The sequence below is a fragment of the Bacteroides rodentium JCM 16496 genome (assembly GCF_000614125.1).
Taxonomy (GTDB): Bacteria; Bacteroidota; Bacteroidia; order Bacteroidales; family Bacteroidaceae; genus Bacteroides; species Bacteroides rodentium.
In genome coordinates this window covers 61741-79768 of the sequence record NZ_BAKJ01000001.1, presented here as the reverse complement: position 1 = coordinate 79768, position 18028 = coordinate 61741, and the positions used below count along the sequence as shown (strand labels likewise).

Genomic DNA, 18028 nt, shown 5'->3' with positions numbered 1-18028 from the left:
AGAAAAAACATGTTCTTTTGTTCTTCTGTCTAAAATAAAATTGGCTCTTCTTTTATAGGACAGGACCTATCAGCGCAACGCTTCCACCTCTTCCGGTGTCAACGGAATTTTCTTGCCCAAGCGGCGTGCTCCCGTTTCGGTAATCAGATAATCCTCCTCATTACGGATGCCGCCGAAATTGCGGTATTCGTCCACTTTATCGTAGTTGATGAAGTCCACGAACTTCTTCTCTCCTTTCCATAGGTCAATCAGCTCGGGGATGAAGTAAATGCCCGGCTCAACCGTATGCACAAAGCCCGGTTCCAGAGGATGGCAAGACGCTGGCTCTTGCGACCGAACTGCGTACTCTTGGGCTGGCCGTCATAGCCCACCCAAAGCTCGCCCAGGTTCTCCATATCGTGCACGTCGAGTCCCATCATATGGCCCAGTCCATGGGGATAAAACAAGGCATGCGCCCCTTCGCGCACGGCATCTTCGGCATTGCCCTTCATCAAGCCCAGCTCTTTCAGCCCCTCCACCATCACTTGGGCCGAAAGCTCGTATACCTCCATATAGGGAATGCCCGGGCGAAGCGCTTTAACAGACTCCAGATGCATGGCGTTCTGGATTTCGTAGACGGCACGCTGGCGTGGAGTGAAAGTCTTGTCTGCCGGCACGGTAGACGACATGTCACCACAGTAACCCGAAGGCAGCTCGGCGCCGGCATCAATCAAGAAGAGGTCTCCCGGTTGCACCCGGTTGCCATGATAGTGGTTATGCAGGGTCTGGCCGTTGACAGTAGCAATCGTGGCAAAAGACAGCTCGCAGTTGTTCATCTCGGCGATACGGTTCATTTCGGCCACAACCTCGTATTCGTACATGCCCGGACGAAGCACCTTCATTGCGGTGATGTGCATGTCAGCAGTCACGTCGCATGCCTTTTCTATTTCCGCTATTTCTTCTGCCGACTTGTAGTTGCGCTGCGCCACCACCGCACGGATAAACGGCACGGACCCTTCCTGACGTGCCGGAGGAACACCCAGCCAGTCCATCAGTTTCAACTTATGCTCGGCACGATAAGGGGGCAAATAATGGATGGTCTGTCCCTTCTGTACAGCCTTGTGCAGATAACCGACGACGTCGGCAAAAGGACGGGTTTCGGAAATTCCCACAGCAGAAGCCTTTTCGTGAAGGGTGGGTTGGGTACCCATCCAGACAATATGGTCGATGGTCAGCTCATCGCCAAAAATGATTTCTTTATCTTCATCTATGTCGATGAGAGCTGACAGCCCGGCAAACGACAAGCCAAAATAGTAGAGAAAAGTGGAATCCTGGCGGTAACGGAAAGTGTTGTCCTCATAGTTCAAACCTTGTTCATCGTTACCCAAAAACAGTAACACTCCGGAGCCTATCGTTTTTTTCAGCTGGGCCCTGCGCTGCACATACGTTTCTTTAGCAAACATAACATTCCTTGTTTTAGTAGTTATAGGACAAAGATATAGATAATCTTTGAAAGAAGATAATACAAAAAGGAGATTAATCTATATAGTTCATAATCAGAAGACTATTTTGCCAACGTTTGTTCTTTTCTTGTTAAATATCATCAGAGAGGTTTCGTGTTATCGAACTATTCACTATTTTTGCGGTAAATATCTGAAAGAAGATGCACAATGAGTGCATAGAATAATTTATAAAAATATGGCACAAGGCTCCCGACAAGTACAGACCCAAGCGCAACAGCAGATACAAACGCTGTCGCCGCAACAGATTCTGGTGGTAAAGCTGCTGGAACTTCCCGCCGTGGAACTGGAGGACCGCGTACGTGCCGAACTTCTGGAAAATCCGGCACTGGAAGAGGGTAAGGAGGATACTCCCGGCGATGAATACTCCGACACACCCGATGCGGAAACCGGCCCGGAAGATGGTGGAGACACCAGCTATGATTCTTTAAGCGATTATCTGAACGAAGACGATATCCCCGACTATAAGCTGCAGGAGAACAACCGCAGCAAAGGGGAGCAGGCAGAAGAAATTCCTTTCTCCGACGCCACCTCCTTCTATGAAACCCTGCGCCAGCAGCTCGGCGAGCAGGACTTGACTCCACACCAGCGCGAACTGGCCGAATATCTCATCGGCTCGCTAGATGACGATGGCCTACTGCGCAAATCGCTGGACAGTATCAGCGACGAACTCGCCATCTACGCCGGTATCGACGCTTCTCCCGAAGAGCTGGAAGAAGTATTGAAGATTATACAAGACTTCGACCCCGCCGGTCTGGGCGCCCGCACCCTACAAGAGTGCCTGCTCATCCAGATTCGACGTAAGGAAGCGCAACGGCCCATGCCCTCGCCTCCGCAATACTATATAGAAGAAGATATTCTTACCCAGTGCTACGAAGAGTTCACCCGCAAGCATTGGGACAAGATTATGCAGAAATTAGGTATCAGCGAAGATACCCTGCAACAAGCCGTTAAGGAAATCTGCAAGCTGAATCCCCGTCCCGGTGCCTCGCTCGGCGAAGCCATCGGCAAGAACATGCAGCAGATTGTGCCCGACTTCCTGGTAGACACTTATGACGACGGCACCATCAACGTGACACTGAACAACCGCAACGTGCCGGAACTGCGCATGAGCCGCGACTTCACCGAGATGGTGGAAGAACACACCAAGAACCGGGCCAACCAGTCTAAGGAATCCCGCGAAGCCATGATGTTCCTCAAACAAAAAATGGATGCCGCACAAGGTTTCATCGACGCCGTGAAGCAACGCCAGAATACGCTGATGACCACCATGCAGGCCATCATAGACCTGCAACGTCCTTTCTTCCTCGAAGGAGACGAGTCATTGCTCCGCCCCATGATTCTGAAAGATGTTGCCGAACGCACCGGGTTGGACATCTCGACCATCTCCCGTGTGAGCAACAGCAAGTATGTACAGACCAACTACGGCATCTACCCGCTGAAGTTCTTCTTCAACGACGGCTACACAACCGAAGACGGCGAAGAGATGTCTGTACGCGAAATACGCAAGATACTCAAAGAGTGCATTGACAACGAGGACAAGAAAAAGCCTCTGACCGATGACGAACTGACCGAGTTGCTGAAGGAGAAAGGCTATCCCATAGCCCGCCGCACGGTGGCAAAGTATCGCCAACAGATGAATATCCCCGTGGCAAGACTGAGAAGATGAGAGAAAAGGATGAGGGATTAAGGATTAAGGCATTTAAATAGTAAATTGTAAATAGTCAAATTGTAAATAGTCAAATCGTAAATAAAATTAGGCTGTGGAAGAGCATATTATAGCAGATAAAACTTTAATCAGAACAGCGAAAGTGATTTCAGCGGTATTCACACCGTTCTCCATCCCTTTCCTGGCATTTCTGGTTCTGTTTATATTCTCGTACCTGCGCATCATGCCGTTGCAGTACAAGTTGATAGTATTGGGCGTGGTGTATTGCTTCACCATCCTGATGCCTACACTGACTATCTTCATCTTCCGCAAAATCAACGGTTTCAGTCCGGAAGAACTGGTGGAACGAAAAAGGAGATACATTCCCTTTATTCTGACCATCACTTCCTATGTATTCTGCCTGCTCATGATGCACCGGCTCAATATCCCGTGGTACATGACCGGTATCATACTCTCCGCCCTGGTAGTGATGATAATCTGCGTCATTGTCAACTTAAAATGGAAACTGAGCGAACATATGGCAGGCGCCGGAGCCGTCATTGGCGGACTGGTAGCTTTCAGCGCCTTGTTCAGCTACAATCCCGTATGGTGCTATGCCTATTTATACTAGTGGCTGGCGTGCTGGGCACCGCCCGCATCATCTTGCGACACCACACCCTGGGCGAAGTTATGGGAGGCTTTGCCGTAGGGCTTATCTGCTCGCTGCTGGTACTCCACCCGCTGAGCAACATACTGTTCCGAATCTTCCTCTTTTAAACGAAGAACAAAAAACAATGAAACAAAAAGTGAAAACAATAAACGGTAAATTGTCAACTGTCAATTGTCAACTGTCAATTAACCAAGTATCAACCCTTAAAAACTAATGATCATGAACTTCCCGACTAATGTAAAGTACACCAAAGAACACGAATGGATTCGCCTGGAAGGTGATGTAGCCTATGTAGGTATTACCGATTATGCACAAGAGCAACTGGGCGACATTGTGTTTGTCGACATCCCGACCGAAGGCGAAACCCTTGCAGCCAACGAAGTGTTCGGTACCATCGAAGTAGTAAAAACCATATCAGACCTCTTCCTGCCCGTAGCCGGTGAGATTCTGGAACAAAACGAAGCCCTTGTCGACCAGCCGGAACTGGTAAACCAGGACCCGTACGGCGAAGGCTGGCTCATCAAAATCAAACCCGCTGCCGATGCCGACTTCGACAGCCTGCTGGATGCCGAAGCCTACAAAGCGCTGATAAACGAATGAAAAGAAAAGGATGAAGGGTGAAGGGGTAAGGATTAGGGATTAGCACCGGATGGAATGATAGCGCAGTCCCTACCCCCTACCCCTTAATCCTTAATCCCTAATCCCTAATCCTTCATCCTTACAATTAACCCTTTAATAATTTAATGATTCATGTCTCCAATCGTTAGCATCATCATGGGCAGCACTTCCGACCTCCCCGTTATGGAGAAGGCCGCGCAATTGCTCAATGACCTGCATGTACCGTTCGAAATGAACGCTCTCTCTGCTCACCGCACACCGGAAGCAGTGGAGGAATTTGCCAAGAATGCCCGCCAACGCGGCATTAAAGTGATTATTGCCGCTGCCGGTATGGCTGCCGCCCTGCCCGGCGTCATTGCTGCCAATACCACACTGCCGGTAATCGGGGTTCCCGTAAAAGGGTCCGTACTCGATGGCGTAGACGCCTCTACTCCATCATCCAGATGCCTCCGGGCATACCGGTAGCCACCGTTGCCATTAATGGTGCCATGAACGCTGCCATCCTTGCCGTACAGATGCTGGCACTGAGCGATTCCTCATTGGCTGAAACATTCGCCGCCTATAAAGAAGGGCTGAAAAAGAAAATAGTCAAGGCTAATGAGGACTTGAAGGAGGTGAAGTACGAATACAAGACTAATTGAGGGATTAGGGATTAAGGATAAGGGATTAGGAAGATGACATGTAGTCACTTATCCTTAATCCTTAATCCCTTAATCCCTTATTCCTAATCCCTAATCCCTAAACGCTAATCACTTATTACCGTGGATTTATTCAACTATTCCCGACGGGAAACATCAGAAGTAAACATCGGAGCCACCCCTATGGGCGGCTCCAATCCTATCCGCATACAAAGTATGACGAACACCGCTACGCAGGACACAGAAGCCAGTGTGGCGCAAGCCAAACGTATTGTCGACGCCGGAGGAGAGTATGTACGTCTCACGGCCCAAGGCATCAAAGAGGCTGAAAACCTGATGAATATCAACATAGGCCTACGCCAGGACGGATATATGGTGCCGCTCGTGGCCGACATTCACTTCAACCCGAAGGTAGCGGACGTGGCAGCACAGTATGTAGAAAAAGTACGCATCAATCCGGGAAACTATGTGGATGCAGCACGTACTTTCAAACATCTGGAGTATACCGATGAAGAGTATGCCCAGGAGTTGCAGAAGATACACGACCGCTTTGTCCCCTTCCTTAATATCTGCAAGGAGAACCATACTGCCATCCGCATCGGCGTGAACCACGGTTCATTGTCCGACCGCATCATGTCGCGCTATGGCGATACACCGGAAGGCATGGTGGAATCTTGTATGGAGTTTCTGCGCATCTGCGTGCAAGAGAATTTCACGGATGTAGTCATTTCCATCAAGGCATCCAATACAGTGGTCATGGTAAAGACAGTACGCCTGCTGGCAGCCGTCATGGAGCAGGAAGGTATGCGATTCCCGCTACATCTCGGTGTAACGGAAGCCGGAGACGGAGAAGACGGACGCATCAAATCGGCCTTGGGCATCGGCGCCCTGCTGGCAGACGGCTTAGGTGACACCATCCGGGTTTCCCTGAGCGAAGCCCCGGAGGCGGAAATCCCCGTAGCCCGCAAACTGGTGGACTATATCGTGCAGCGCCACGACCATCCTTATATCCCCGGAGCAGATGTGCCGGAATTCAATTATCTCTCTCCCACCCGCCACGAGACTGCCGCCGTACACAATATCGGCGGAGACAATCTGCCTGTGGTCATTGCCGCACGCCTGGACGGGGACATGGACTTCAATCCGCAATTCGTGCCGGACTATATCTATACGGGACGTTCCATCCCCGAACAACTTCCGGAAGGCATGCAATGCATCATCGATGCCGATGTCTGGATGGAGTACAGTAACGGCGGAACGGAACCGGACAATGCCTGGCCCGCCTTTAAAGGAGACCAGCTTCCTTTCCTAAGCAGCTGCGGCGCTTCCTTGAAATTCCTCTTCATCACGTATATGGGGTTGAATGACGAAGCCATCGCCTGCCTGAAGTATCATCCGGAAGTCGTATTGGTTTCGCAAAGCAATCATCCCAACCGATTGGGAGAACAACGCGCCCTGGTACACCAGATGATGAAGGAAGGCCTAAAGAATCCGGTAGTCTTCTTTGAGCACTACGCAGAGAGCGAATTGGAAAATCTGCAAATCAAAGCGGCGGCAGACATGGGAGCACTCATCTTCGACGGTCTGTGTGACGGTATCCTTCTCTTCAACCAAGGAGAAACCATAAGCGGCAAGGTAGTGGATGCCACTGCTTTCGGTATCCTGCAAGCCGGACGTGTACGTACCAGCAAGACCGAATACATCTCTTGTCCCGGCTGCGGACGCACCCTCTACGACCTGGAAAGTACCATTGCCCGCATCAAGCAGCCACCGGCCATCTGAAAGGACTCAAGATAGGAATCATGGGATGCATTGTCAACGGCCCCGGAGAAATGGCCGATGCCGACTATGGCTATGTGGGTGCCGGACGAGGTAAAATAAGCCTCTACAAGAAGAAGGAGTGCATCGAAAAGAACATTCCCGAAGAAGAGGCGGTGGAAAAGCTGATAGAGTTGATAAAAAGCAACGGAGACTATACTGAAAAATAAGAAGATAAAGAGAATGTCGTAATGCTTAATAACGTGAGCTCGACGAATAGACAGGAGGTGTGTCAAAACGGTTGATAACACATCCTTCCGTTATTTACCATCAAATTCGTCGAACTCACATTACTCAACGTGTATAATTTGTGTTCTATCCTCGTTTTGGCACCCTCTTATTCTTAGAAATATCCTTATACTATTTCATCATAAACACGCTCACTCGTCCTCGTAGCGGTACTCAGAAAAACCGGGGCTGCCTCTTTTCTTTGTTGCAGAGACATTGACGTCACTGCCGGAGCACTCAACATTTCCTTGTATTTTGCCGGAGCAGTCAGTATCTTTACAGCCTCTTTCAAATCATCATCATCTTTCAGCTGCTGGATAATGCTTCCACGCTGGAAATAATAACGTTTGATGATTTCTACCGCAATCATGCTCTTGATGTCCTTGGAGAAATGGTCAAGGTCACGGTCCAGATTATGCGACAATTTTTTCTCCAGCGCTTCAAACTCTTTCGAAGCATCAGTCAGATAGCCCTCAAATTCGGCCATCTCCTTCAGGTTCTTCAGCATCTTCTCTGTCTGCTGGTCGTATTTGAAGTCAGCCTTTTTCACCATCGCCTTGAAGTCCGCATAATCGGCATCTGTAATTTCAAACTTCTCTGCTGAAGGGATGGTAGGATGTTTCAGGCAATAGTCCGTGGCATAATTGAAAATAAGGTTGTCATTGACAAGATAAAACAGAATGTTGGGCAGCTTCTCCTGCTTCACCGCAATGTCCGGAGTCACGCCTCCGCCATCACGCACTTCACGTCCGGCAGCCGTATGGAACACGGTAGTAAGGCTGTCCGGAATACGTCCCACACTGCCGTCCTCATTCCGGTGCTTGTAGTCGATAGCCTGCACACAACGACCGCTGGGAATATAATATTTGGAAGTCGTCAGCTTCATGGTACCACCGTATGGCAACGGACGGGTGGTCTGCACCAATCCCTTACCGAAAGTACGGTTACCGATAATGACTGCACGGTCAAGGTCCTGCAAAGAGCCCGCAAGGATTTCTGACGAAGAAGCCGTTCCGCCATTGACCAGGACAGCCAAAGGAATTTCCAAATCCAACGGTTCACGCAATGTCTTGTAGGTATTGCTGGCTTGCTTAATCTTGCCTTTTGTCGTCACAAGTGTCTTTCCGCGAGGCAGGAAAAAGTTGGCTATCTCTATGGACTCATCCAGCAAGCCGCCTCCATTGTTCCGCAAGTCAATCACCAACGAAGTAATTCCCCGCTTCTTCAAGTCCAGAAAAGCCTGCTTGAACTCCTTGGAAGGATTCCCCGAGAAGGTGCTGAGATTGATATAACCTATATTATTATCCAGCACCGTATAATAAGGTATGAACGGCAATTGGATGGAACGGCGCACAATGTCGAAATCCAACGGTTTCTCTGTACCGGGACGTTGCACTTTCAGCTTGAAGCTGGTACCCACTTGTCCGCGAAGCATCTCGCTGACTTCCTGGTTGTTCTTTCCGGCAAGGTCTTTTCCGTCAATCTCCATCAAAATATCTCCGGCTTTCAGGCTACATTGGCAGCAGGCATATTCTCGTATGGCTCAGATATCATGGAACGTTTCAGTTTCGGGTTCCAAGTAATCACAGAACCTATACCACCATAGGAATTCTTCAGCATCTGTTCCAGTTCGCTTTGGTCATCTTCCGGATAATACTCCGTGTAGGGGTCCAGCGAGTAGAGCATGGCATCAATGCCTTCACGGATGGTCTTGTTCGGATCAATCGTATCCACGTAAAACATATCCAACTCTTTCACAATGGAATTGAATATATCCAGATTCTTTGCTATTTGGAAACTGCGGCTATCACCATTCTTGAATCCCCAAAAACAAACGGCTCCCGCTACAATCAGCAAGGCAACCATCCAGCGTATCTTTAAAATTCTTCTCATAATATGTCTATATGATAATGTGCTAATTAATTAATAAAATTTCTTCCTTGATTTTTTCCCATTGTGCAGCCTGAAGCTCCGTACCCACCACTTGTATCACATCTTTGGAGAGAAGGGAGCCTATCTTGCCACATTTCTCCAGCGAGTAGCCACACGTCAGTCCATACAAGAAACCTGCCGCAAAATAGTCGCCCGCTCCTGTAGTGTCCACCACTTTCTCTACCGGAGCCGCTTGTACCTGCACCATCTCTGTACCTTTGCGAATCAGAGAACCACGGGCACCCACCTTTACAATGGCTATGCTACACATTTTGGCAATGATGTCCAATGCTTCCTCCGGTTCCTTACCCGTAAAGGCCTTTGCCTCTTCCTCATTGGCAAAAACAATATCCACATATTTATTGACCAACAGAGAGAAAAATTCAAGGTCTCCTTCTACTATATTGTAGCTCGCCATGTCCAAACATACTTGTAAGCCGGCCTCTTTAGCCAGTTCAATGGCACGGAGAATCATATCATGGTCTTGCACCAGATACCCCTCTATAAATAGGTAAGCATATCCTTTGAACATATCCAGCGAAAGATCTTCCGCCTTCAATGTAGAAGCCGCCCCCAAATAAGTGCCGAAAGTACGTTCCCCATCAGGAGAAATGAAAGTAGAAGCTACACCGGACGGAAGGGTAGTGGAAAGCAATAAATTCGCCTCTGTCCCACGTTCCAGCAAGCTATCTCGGAAAAAGTTACCATAAAAGTCATTGCTTACTTTTCCGATGAATCCCGTACCTGCACCAAGCATGCCATTGCCCGAATTGCGTTTCCGGCAGAACCTCCGTTAGCCAGGTGCGTCTTCATCCGGCTGAAAAACTCACTAATTTTCAAGAACTTATCTTCATCAATCAGCGTCATGCTTCCTTTCGGGAGCTGCAACTCCGTCAAAATATTATCATCCTCAATGATTGCCAGCGCATCGACCAAAGCGTTGCCCAATCCAATTATTTTATCCATCTTCGATATTTTTTTTGCAAAGATATTGCATATTTCAAAATATCCTATTACTTTTGCAGCGCATTTGAGAAAAAACAACATTCTTCCTTAGCTCAGTCGGTTAGAGCATCTGACTGTTAATCAGAGGGTCCTTGGTTCAAGTCCAAGAGGAAGAGCGAAAAAACTTGAATGCATATTCTTCCTTAGCTCAGTCGGTTAGAGCATCTGACTGTTAATCAGAGGGTCCTTGGTTCAAGTCCAAGAGGAAGAGCAAAAAGGTTCGTCAATCAGGCGAACCTTTTTTGTTTTCTCCATCAGCCGCACTTAACGAACAAACGGAAATCTTTCATCTTTCATGAAATTAACATATATTTGTGGAATATTTATAGGGAATTTGTCTCGACCTTCTGTCTTTATTTGCAGAACCATGAAATTTAATTCAAAAATACGACTATGATGAGAACAGCCCTACTCTTTTTAATCATCGGATTGACTGTATGTACATTTTGCAAAGCACAAGACATACCCGTTCTGCCCCAAGAAAAGTTCCGGCACCATGAATTTTCCGTCAGCTATGGTTTCCTGCCCATTACCGATGCCAACAGCATGGCCGAGGAGTGCTTCGCTCCGGTACTGAGTTTCGGAATTTATACACGCGAAAAGACAAACTACTACGGTGCCCTGAACATCAGCTACATTTATAGATTCAACCGCAAAATCAGCCTGGGAGTAACCGGAGGAATAACCGGCAACAAAGGGACAGCCAGCAGCCTTTACGAAGCTTTGGATGAAAACACCAAAGACAACCGAAGGTATCTGTATGTTCTTCCCACCTTCCGGTGGCACTGGTTTACCCGACCCAAATTCTCTCTGTATACCTCAGCAGGGCTCGGTGCCTATTTCCTCCGGAACAGTTTTGGAGGAGAAGTCTTTCACAAGACAAAATTCGCTTATCAATTCAGTTTTCTAGGCATCGAATACGGAAGCCGGTTTGCCTTCTTCACCGAATTCGGAGTAGGATATACCGGAACAATCGTAGCAGGCGGCCGCTATCGTTTCTGACTTATGAGGCCGCCACCGCCAGTGTCAATACACTGATGCGCACCCCCTCCACTTCCTTGAACGCATCGGCACAAGCCGTAGTGGTGGCACCGGTAGTCAATACGTCATCTATAATCAGTACATGCTTCCCTGCAAAAGCGTCAGCACGACGCAGGCAAAAGATACCCTCCACATTCTCCCACCGTTCATAAGAGGATTTACGGGTCTGCGTTTCCGTATGCTTCATACGGGCAACGGAAACAGTATCCACGGGAATACCGGTGACAGCGGAAACACCGCGGGCTATACATTCGCTCTGATTGTACCCGCGCATTCTCCGCTTACGCGGATGCAGAGGAACGGGGACTATGACATCCACGTCACTGAAGAAACCGGCAACCGACAACTCTGCCGCCATAAACCGCCCCATCACTTCGCCAAGGTCTTTCCTCCCTCCATATTTCAACTGATGGAGAATGCGGCGGAAATCACTCCCTTTATGATAAAAGAAACAAGAAGTGGCACGCTCCAGCGGCATCTTCCCCCAGAACATACGTTCCACCGGATTGTCCTTACGAAGATGGTAGTTTGTCCGGGGCATATCCATATTGCACTTCATGCAGATGCCCTCTTCACCCTCTTGCAAGATAGCACCACACACGGCACACTGACGCGGGAAGAAGAGGTGGACAAAAGAAAAGAACCAGGTTTTAACTATGTTTTTCATCGTATAGTATTAAAAAAACGGCAACAGGGCAAGAGCTTGTCCGAATTTCCTTGAGTAGCCCATGTAAAATCCAAACAAGCTCCAATGAGTCCAACGCCTCATTTTCTACAATGGAGAGACCTCGCCTGCCAGCTTCAAGAACAGCGGATGCAGCGGTCCGTTAGTGGCAATGATATGATGTCCGTCCAAAAAGGCGTCACTACCGCCAAAGTCAGTGATTCTTCCACCAGCCTCCAGCACCATCAGCGCAGCCGCAGAAAAGTCCCATTTGCCGATAAACGCCTCAAGCCAGGCATCAAAACGTCCGGCAGCCACATAGCAGATGGCAAGCGCAGCAGACCCGGTCATACGGATGCCCGCCACACGCCCGTAAAGTTCATGAATCAGATGCTCACCGGTACGTGCATACCGGTCGGAATTATAAGGGAGTTCCGTCACTACAAAGGCGTCCTCCACCTGCCGGACAGACGAGACCTCCATCCGTTCTCCATTCACATAAGCGCCACCTCCCTGCCAGGCATAAAAACATTCATCCCGACAAGGGTCATAAACAACTCCCAGCAACAGAGAATCCTTGTCGCGCAAAGCGATGCTGACACAATAGGGGGCATTATCATGAATATAATTCGTTGTCCCGTCCAACGGGTCCACTACCCAACAGTAGGTTCATCGTGATAGACAGCAGAACCTTCCTCGGCTATAAATCCGGCCTCGGGAAGAAGTTCCCGAAGCGCAGCCACCACCCGCCTCTCCGACTCCTTGTCTACATAAGAGACATAATCATGGGCTTGTTTCTTCTGTACCGCTTCCCGGCTGAAGCTTTTCCGCTCTTCTTTCAAGAAATATCCGGCCTCACGGGCTATGCGGCAGACAGACTCTGTCAATATCTTCAAATCTTCCATCTCTTTACACATTAGTTCCCCGCAGCCTCTTCCGTCTGCCGGTAAATAAGCCGACCGCGCTGGCTGACCGTCCATTTTCCATCTTCCAAACGCACATTCTTCGTATCATCATCTTCTACATTCCAAGCATATCCCCCCGAAGGAAGGCCACAGCGCTCCAGAATCTCGTTCGGCATTTCCTCTTCCGAAAAGAACAGTTCCACTTGGGTAGAATCGGGACTGAACACCAGAAACAACACCTTCCCCGCATCATCCACGGCATTCATACGGACTCCTTTTTCCCACAGACGGATACAGTCTTTCTGAGCCTCACTCCAGGTATATCCGGCAGATGCAATGCAACCATGCTTATCCTTATCACCACCAACGACATGTACCGTATCGGCTTGTCCAGCAACTTCCGCAGTCTTTCCACTCTTGCTACCACAAGCCACAAACAGTGCTCCGGCACATAGCAAGCACATAAATGTTCCTCTTACATTCATCTTTCAGTCTGTTTATTAATATTCTGACCTGACAAAGTTAAGAACAAATCGGCAATTTAAAAAGTTTCTTTTTCATTATCATCGTATCACCTCCTTGGCTATCCACGCACAAGCCTCCGCATCTGCCAATGCATGGTGGTGTTGCTCCAGCTGGTAGCCACAACAAGCGGCCACCGTGTGCAGCTGGTAGTTGGGCAATCCCTTTAGGACGCGGCGTGATGCCTGCAAAGTACAATGAAACTCATAATCCGGATAATCCATGCAGTAAGTGCGGAAAACAGCCTTCAGGCAGCTTTCATCAAAGGCCTTGTTGTGCGCTACCAATGGCAAGCCTTCAATGCGTGGAGCTATTTCCTGCCACACAACGGGAAAGACAGGAGCATCCTGGGTATCTGCCAACGTCAGACCATGTACGCGGGTATTCCAATAAGTGTAATACTCCGGTTCGGGACGGATGAGGCTATAATAATGGTCCACAATTTCCCCATCGCGTACGATAACCACTCCTACACTACAAACGCTGGTACGCTGTTCGTTGGCCGTTTCAAAATCAATGGCTGCAAAATCTTTCATCCTATCAGAGAGTTTAATGACTCCCAAAGATAGAAATAATATTTGCGCAAGAAACATAGTCAATAAACAAATATGCTATTAACCCTAATTACCGGCGCCTTACATTTACCAAGTCGTTACTCTATTCGGTAAAAGCCTTTACTTCATAGTGTAACGACCGTTACCTAAGAATGTAAAGCCCGTTACCCCATAATGTAAACACCTTTACAGCCTATTGTAAACACATCCGTATATAAAAAAAGAACTCCGTTCCTTTCATTCTACACCCGGTTTCCATTATCTTTGTCCCCCGGACAAAGGCTAAAATATCATGGAACATCCACTTTCGCAATTCAAATATTGTCCGAAATGCGGTTCAGCCCATTTCGAAGTTCATAACGAGAAGTCGAAGCAGTGTGCCGACTGCGGTTTCGTCTACTACTTCAACCCCTCTTCCGCCACCGTCGCCTTGATACTGAACGAGCGCGACGAGCTGCTGGTGTGCCGCCGCGCCAAAGAGCCTGCCAAAGGGACGCTGGACCTCCCCGGAGGCTTCATCGACACCGCCGAGACCGGCGAGGAAGGCGTGGCCCGCGAAGTAAGGGAAGAAACCGGCATGAAGGTGACAAAGGCCGAATATCTCTTCTCCCTGCCCAATATCTACATCTATTCCGGCTTCCCCGTACACACGCTGGATATGTTTTTCCGCTGTACGGTGGAAGACACCTCGCACTTCAAGGCGATGGACGACGCGGCAGACCTCTTCTTCCTCCCCCTGAGGGTTATCCGTACGGAAGAGTTCGGGCTCGGCTCCATCCGCAAAGGACTTGAAATCTTTCTGAAACAAGAGGTTCGTTCCTGACATGCCGCCACTCCCTGTCTGCTCCCTGTCTGCTCCCTACCTGCTCCCTGTCTGCTCCCTATAACCCCTCTCCGTATAGACACGGAGAAGACAAGGAGAAGAGAGGGGGAAGAACAGATATCTTAAAAAGATACAACAAACGCAACATTTCCGGGTTAAAACCCGTATTTTTGTAAAATACCTATTCTAACAAAAGAAGATGAAACATAAAATCTCCCGAATATTGTGCACAGCACTCTGTTGCGCACCTTTACTCGCCTCAGCACAAACAAGCGAGAAGAGTACTTCTCCCAAGCGACTCTACAAGGAAGGACAAACGCTGTTCCGGCAAAAGGCCTATGCTGCCGCCATCTCTCCGTTGCAAGCCTATGTACGCCAGATGAATGCAGACGGCAAGCCTCTGCCCGATACCGGAGAGCGGCAAGAAGCGGAATACATGCTGGTATGCGCCGCATACGAGCTCAGAGACCCCAAAAGCATAGACCTGCTCCGCGCCTTCCTGGACGAATATCCTGATACTCCCCATGCCAACCGCATCTATGCCTTAATCGCCTCCTCCTATTTCTTCGAAGGCAATTATGACGATGCCCTCGCCATGTTCAACTCCGCCCGCCTCGACCTTCTGGGTACCGAGGAGCGTGACGACATGACCTACCGCCTTGCCACCTGCCATCTGAAGACGGGCAATGTAAAGGAAGCAGCCATCTGGTTCGAGACCCTGCGCAGCACCAACAGGAAATATGCAGCGGACTGTGCTTACTACATCTCTTATATCCGATATACCCAAGGACGGTATGACGAAGCGCTCAGCGGTTTCCTGCCTCTGCAGGACAATGCCAAGTACAAGAACCTGGTACCCTATTACATTGCCGAAATCTACTTGCTGAAGAAGCAGTACGACAAGGCGGAAATTGTAGCGCAAAATGCTTTGTCGGCCCACCCCGACGGCCTGAGCTACACGCACACGGCGGAGCTGAACCGCATCCTCGGTACAGCCGAATACCATTTCGGGAAATACCACGAAGCCGTAAAGTCCTTCGGACAATACCTGGAACACAATGCCGAGTCCGCCACTCGTAGAAGAGATGCCCTCTACATGCTGGGCATGTCCTATTACCGGTGCGGCGTGTATTCGCAAGTTCCCCTCATCCTTGGCGAAGTGACTGCCGAGAACGACGCTCTCTCCCAAAATGCCTACCTGCACATGGGACTGGCTTACCTGCAACTGGCCGACAAGACCAAGGCACGTATGGCCTTCGAGCAGGCTGCCGCTTCCAATGCCGACCCGAAAATCAAGGAACAAGCCGCCTATAACTACGCCTTATGTATTCACGAGACCTCCTATTCCGCTTTCGGCGAATCGGTGACCGTCTTTGAGAAATTCCTGAACGAGTTTCCAAACTCTCCTTATGCCGAGAAAGTCAGCAACTACCTGGTGGAAGTATACATGAATACACGCAGCTATGATGCCGCGCTCAAGTCCATCGACCGTATCTCCCATCCCAGCAAAGCCATTCTGGAAGCCAAACAAAAGATTCTGTTCCAACTCGGGACCCAGTCTTTTGCCAACACGCAGTTCGAGCAGGCCATCGGTTACTTCGACCAAAGCGTCACGCTGGGGCAATACAACCTCCAGACCAAGGCAGACGCCCTCTACTGGCTCGGCGAGTCTTATTACCGCCTGAACCGGATGAGAGAAGCTGCCCGCAACTTCAACGAATATCTGTCACTCACCCGGCAGAGGGATACGGAGATGTTCGCCCTTGCCTACTATAACCTGGGCTACATCGCTTTCCACCAGAAAGACTATTCGGCGGCAGAGAACCGTTTCCGCAACTTTGTCCAACAGGAGAAAGGCGAAAACCCGACTGCATTGGCAGATGCCTACAACCGTATCGGTGACTGCAACCTGCACGTCCGCCGCTTCGACGAGGCCAAGCAATACTATGCCAAAGCCGAAAACTTGAACACTCCTGCCGGAGACTACGCCGTCTATCAGCTGGCACTGGTATATGGCATGCAGAAGAACTATACGGAGAAAGTGAGCATGCTGGACCGCCTTGCCGCCAAATATCCCGATTCGCCTTATGCCATCAATGCCCTTTACGAAAAAGGCGCTCCTACGTACAGAGCAACAACAGCCCCCAAGCTATTGCCACCTTCCGCGAATTGCTCGGCAAGTATCCCGAGAGTCCCGTCAGCCGTAAAGCAGCTGCTGAAATCGGCCTGCTTTACTACCAGAACGACGACTATGACCGTGCCATAGAAGCCTACAAACATGTAGTCACCCAATATCCCGGAAGCGAGGAAGCCCGCCTTGCCATGCGCGACTTGAAGTCCATCTACGTAGATGCCAACCGTGTGGACGAGTTTGCCGCCCTTGCCGCCCAAATGCCGGGAGAAATCCGCTTCGAACCCAGTGAGCAAGACTCGCTGACTTACATCGCTGCCGAAAAAGTATATATGAAAGGCGAAGCCGCACCTGCCAAAGAAAGCTTCACCCGCTATCTGCAAAGTTATCCGGGAGGCGCTTTCAGCCTGAATGCACACTACTACCTCTGCGTCATAGGCAAAGAGCAGAAAGATGACGAGGCGGTATTGGAACATGCCGGAAAACTGCTGGAATACCCCGATAACCCATATTCTGAAGAGGCTTTGCTGATGCATGGAGAAATACTGTTCAACCGCCGGCAATATGACCTGGCATTGGCCGACTACAAGAAATTGCAGGCCAAAGCCACCACGGCAGAGCGCCGCCAGCTTGGCGCTATCGGTGTACTGCGCTGTGGAGCACTGATGCATGATGATGCGGAAGTCATCAACGCCGCCACAGCCTTGCTTGCCGAAGCCAAGCTGTCTCCGGAGCTCCGGAACGAGGCATTGTACTACCGTGCCAAGGCATACCTCAACCAGAAAGCCGACAAGAAGGCAATGGATGACCTTCAGCTGCTGGCCAAAGACACCCGTACCCTTTATGGAGCCGAGGCCAAATATCTGGTGGCACTGCAATGGTACAACGCCGGTAACTATGCCTCTGCAGAAAAGGAAATCCTTCATTTCATCGACCAGAGCACACCGCATGCCTACTGGCTGGCACGCAGTTTCATCCTTCTGTCTGATGTATATGTAGCCATGGACAAGAAGCTCGATGCACGCCAATACCTATTGAGTCTGCAGCAGAACTACCAGGCCGACGACGATATAGCAAGCATGATTAACGAAAGACTGGAGAAATTGAAGTAAGAAAACAAGTAGATGTTGAGATTTAGTTTATATCATAGTAGTATTTTAAATTCCCCTCCTCCTGGGAGGAGGGGTGCCTGAAAGGCGGGGTGGTAGAGAGCATAAGACTATGAATTTATATCATTGCTCTTCCTGTGTGCTACCTACACCTCCCCCTACGGGTACTCCTCCTTCCCGAAGGAGGAGAATAAAGATACTAATACATAAGAAATATAGCACA

Annotated in this window: 7 protein-coding genes, 2 tRNA genes and 8 pseudogenes; 10 read left to right on the top strand and 7 right to left on the bottom strand. The window is 49.5% G+C overall.

Annotation, left to right across the window (positions count from 1 at the left end; translation table 11 throughout):
- Nucleotides 1-69: 69 nt before the first annotated feature.
- Nucleotides 70-1442 (bottom strand): annotated as a pseudogene (locus tag JCM16496_RS00295) (aminopeptidase P family protein).
- Between the two features lie 235 nt (nt 1443-1677).
- On the opposite strand from JCM16496_RS00295, the gene rpoN reads away from it, so the two are divergent.
- The 5 genes and pseudogenes from rpoN to JCM16496_RS00270 all read left to right on the top strand — a co-directional run bounded on the left by rpoN (nt 1678) and on the right by JCM16496_RS00270 (nt 7061).
- Nucleotides 1678-3168 carry an RNA polymerase factor sigma-54 gene (gene rpoN / locus JCM16496_RS00290; RefSeq protein WP_025831531.1) on the top strand — a complete coding sequence of 497 codons (1491 nt, stop codon included), beginning with the start codon at nt 1678-1680 and terminating at the stop codon, nt 3166-3168.
- Nucleotides 3169-3262: 94 nt separating this feature from the next.
- Nucleotides 3263-3924: pseudogene (locus tag JCM16496_RS00285) on the top strand (hypothetical protein).
- Nucleotides 3925-4036: 112 nt separating this feature from the next.
- Complete coding sequence (gene gcvH / locus JCM16496_RS00280) at nt 4037-4417, top strand: glycine cleavage system protein GcvH (protein ID WP_025831529.1); 381 nt, start codon at nt 4037-4039, stop codon at nt 4415-4417.
- Between the two features lie 150 nt (nt 4418-4567).
- A pseudogene (purE, locus tag JCM16496_RS00275) lies at nt 4568-5076 on the top strand (5-(carboxyamino)imidazole ribonucleotide mutase).
- Nucleotides 5077-5256: 180 nt separating this feature from the next.
- Nucleotides 5257-7061: pseudogene (locus JCM16496_RS00270) on the top strand (4-hydroxy-3-methylbut-2-en-1-yl diphosphate synthase).
- A 185-nt stretch (nt 7062-7246) separates the two neighbouring features.
- Here the strand turns inward: JCM16496_RS00270 and JCM16496_RS00265 are convergent.
- Nucleotides 7247-9012, bottom strand: a pseudogene (locus tag JCM16496_RS00265) (S41 family peptidase).
- A gap of 22 nt (nt 9013-9034) precedes the next feature.
- A pseudogene (locus tag JCM16496_RS00260) lies at nt 9035-10017 on the bottom strand (adenosine kinase).
- A gap of 81 nt (nt 10018-10098) precedes the next feature.
- Here JCM16496_RS00260 and JCM16496_RS00255 point away from each other — a divergent pair.
- The 3 genes from JCM16496_RS00255 to JCM16496_RS00245 all read left to right on the top strand — a co-directional run bounded on the left by JCM16496_RS00255 (nt 10099) and on the right by JCM16496_RS00245 (nt 11058).
- Nucleotides 10099-10172, top strand: a tRNA-Asn gene (locus JCM16496_RS00255).
- A gap of 21 nt (nt 10173-10193) precedes the next feature.
- Nucleotides 10194-10267 (top strand) — tRNA-Asn (locus JCM16496_RS00250).
- A 182-nt stretch (nt 10268-10449) separates the two neighbouring features.
- Nucleotides 10450-11058: a putative outer membrane beta-barrel protein gene (locus tag JCM16496_RS00245; protein ID WP_244440160.1), complete on the top strand. Its 609-nt coding sequence runs from the start codon at nt 10450-10452 to the stop codon at nt 11056-11058.
- 1 nt (nt 11059) lies between these two features.
- Here JCM16496_RS00245 and JCM16496_RS00240 read toward each other — a convergent pair whose 3' ends face one another.
- The 4 genes and pseudogenes from JCM16496_RS00240 to JCM16496_RS00225 all read right to left on the bottom strand — a co-directional run bounded on the left by JCM16496_RS00240 (nt 11060) and on the right by JCM16496_RS00225 (nt 13724).
- Nucleotides 11060-11764: a ComF family protein gene (locus JCM16496_RS00240; RefSeq protein WP_025831525.1), complete on the bottom strand. Its 705-nt coding sequence runs from the start codon at nt 11762-11764 to the stop codon at nt 11060-11062.
- Nucleotides 11765-11869: 105 nt separating this feature from the next.
- Nucleotides 11870-12666, bottom strand: a pseudogene (locus JCM16496_RS00235) (inositol monophosphatase family protein).
- 11 nt (nt 12667-12677) lie between these two features.
- Nucleotides 12678-13151 (bottom strand): hypothetical protein, encoded by a 474-nt coding sequence (locus JCM16496_RS00230; protein WP_025831522.1) that lies wholly within the window; start codon nt 13149-13151, stop codon nt 12678-12680.
- Between the two features lie 78 nt (nt 13152-13229).
- On the bottom strand, nt 13230-13724 hold the full coding sequence (locus tag JCM16496_RS00225; protein ID WP_025831520.1) for a 3'-5' exonuclease: 495 nt from the start codon (nt 13722-13724) through the stop codon (nt 13230-13232).
- A gap of 310 nt (nt 13725-14034) precedes the next feature.
- Between JCM16496_RS00225 and JCM16496_RS00220 the strand changes: the two genes are divergently transcribed.
- Entirely contained in the window at nt 14035-14565 is a 531-nt protein-coding gene (locus JCM16496_RS00220) for an NUDIX domain-containing protein (protein WP_025831519.1), read from the top strand.
- Between the two features lie 199 nt (nt 14566-14764).
- Nucleotides 14765-17808, top strand: a pseudogene (locus tag JCM16496_RS00215) (tetratricopeptide repeat protein).
- Nucleotides 17809-18028 lie beyond the last annotated feature (220 nt).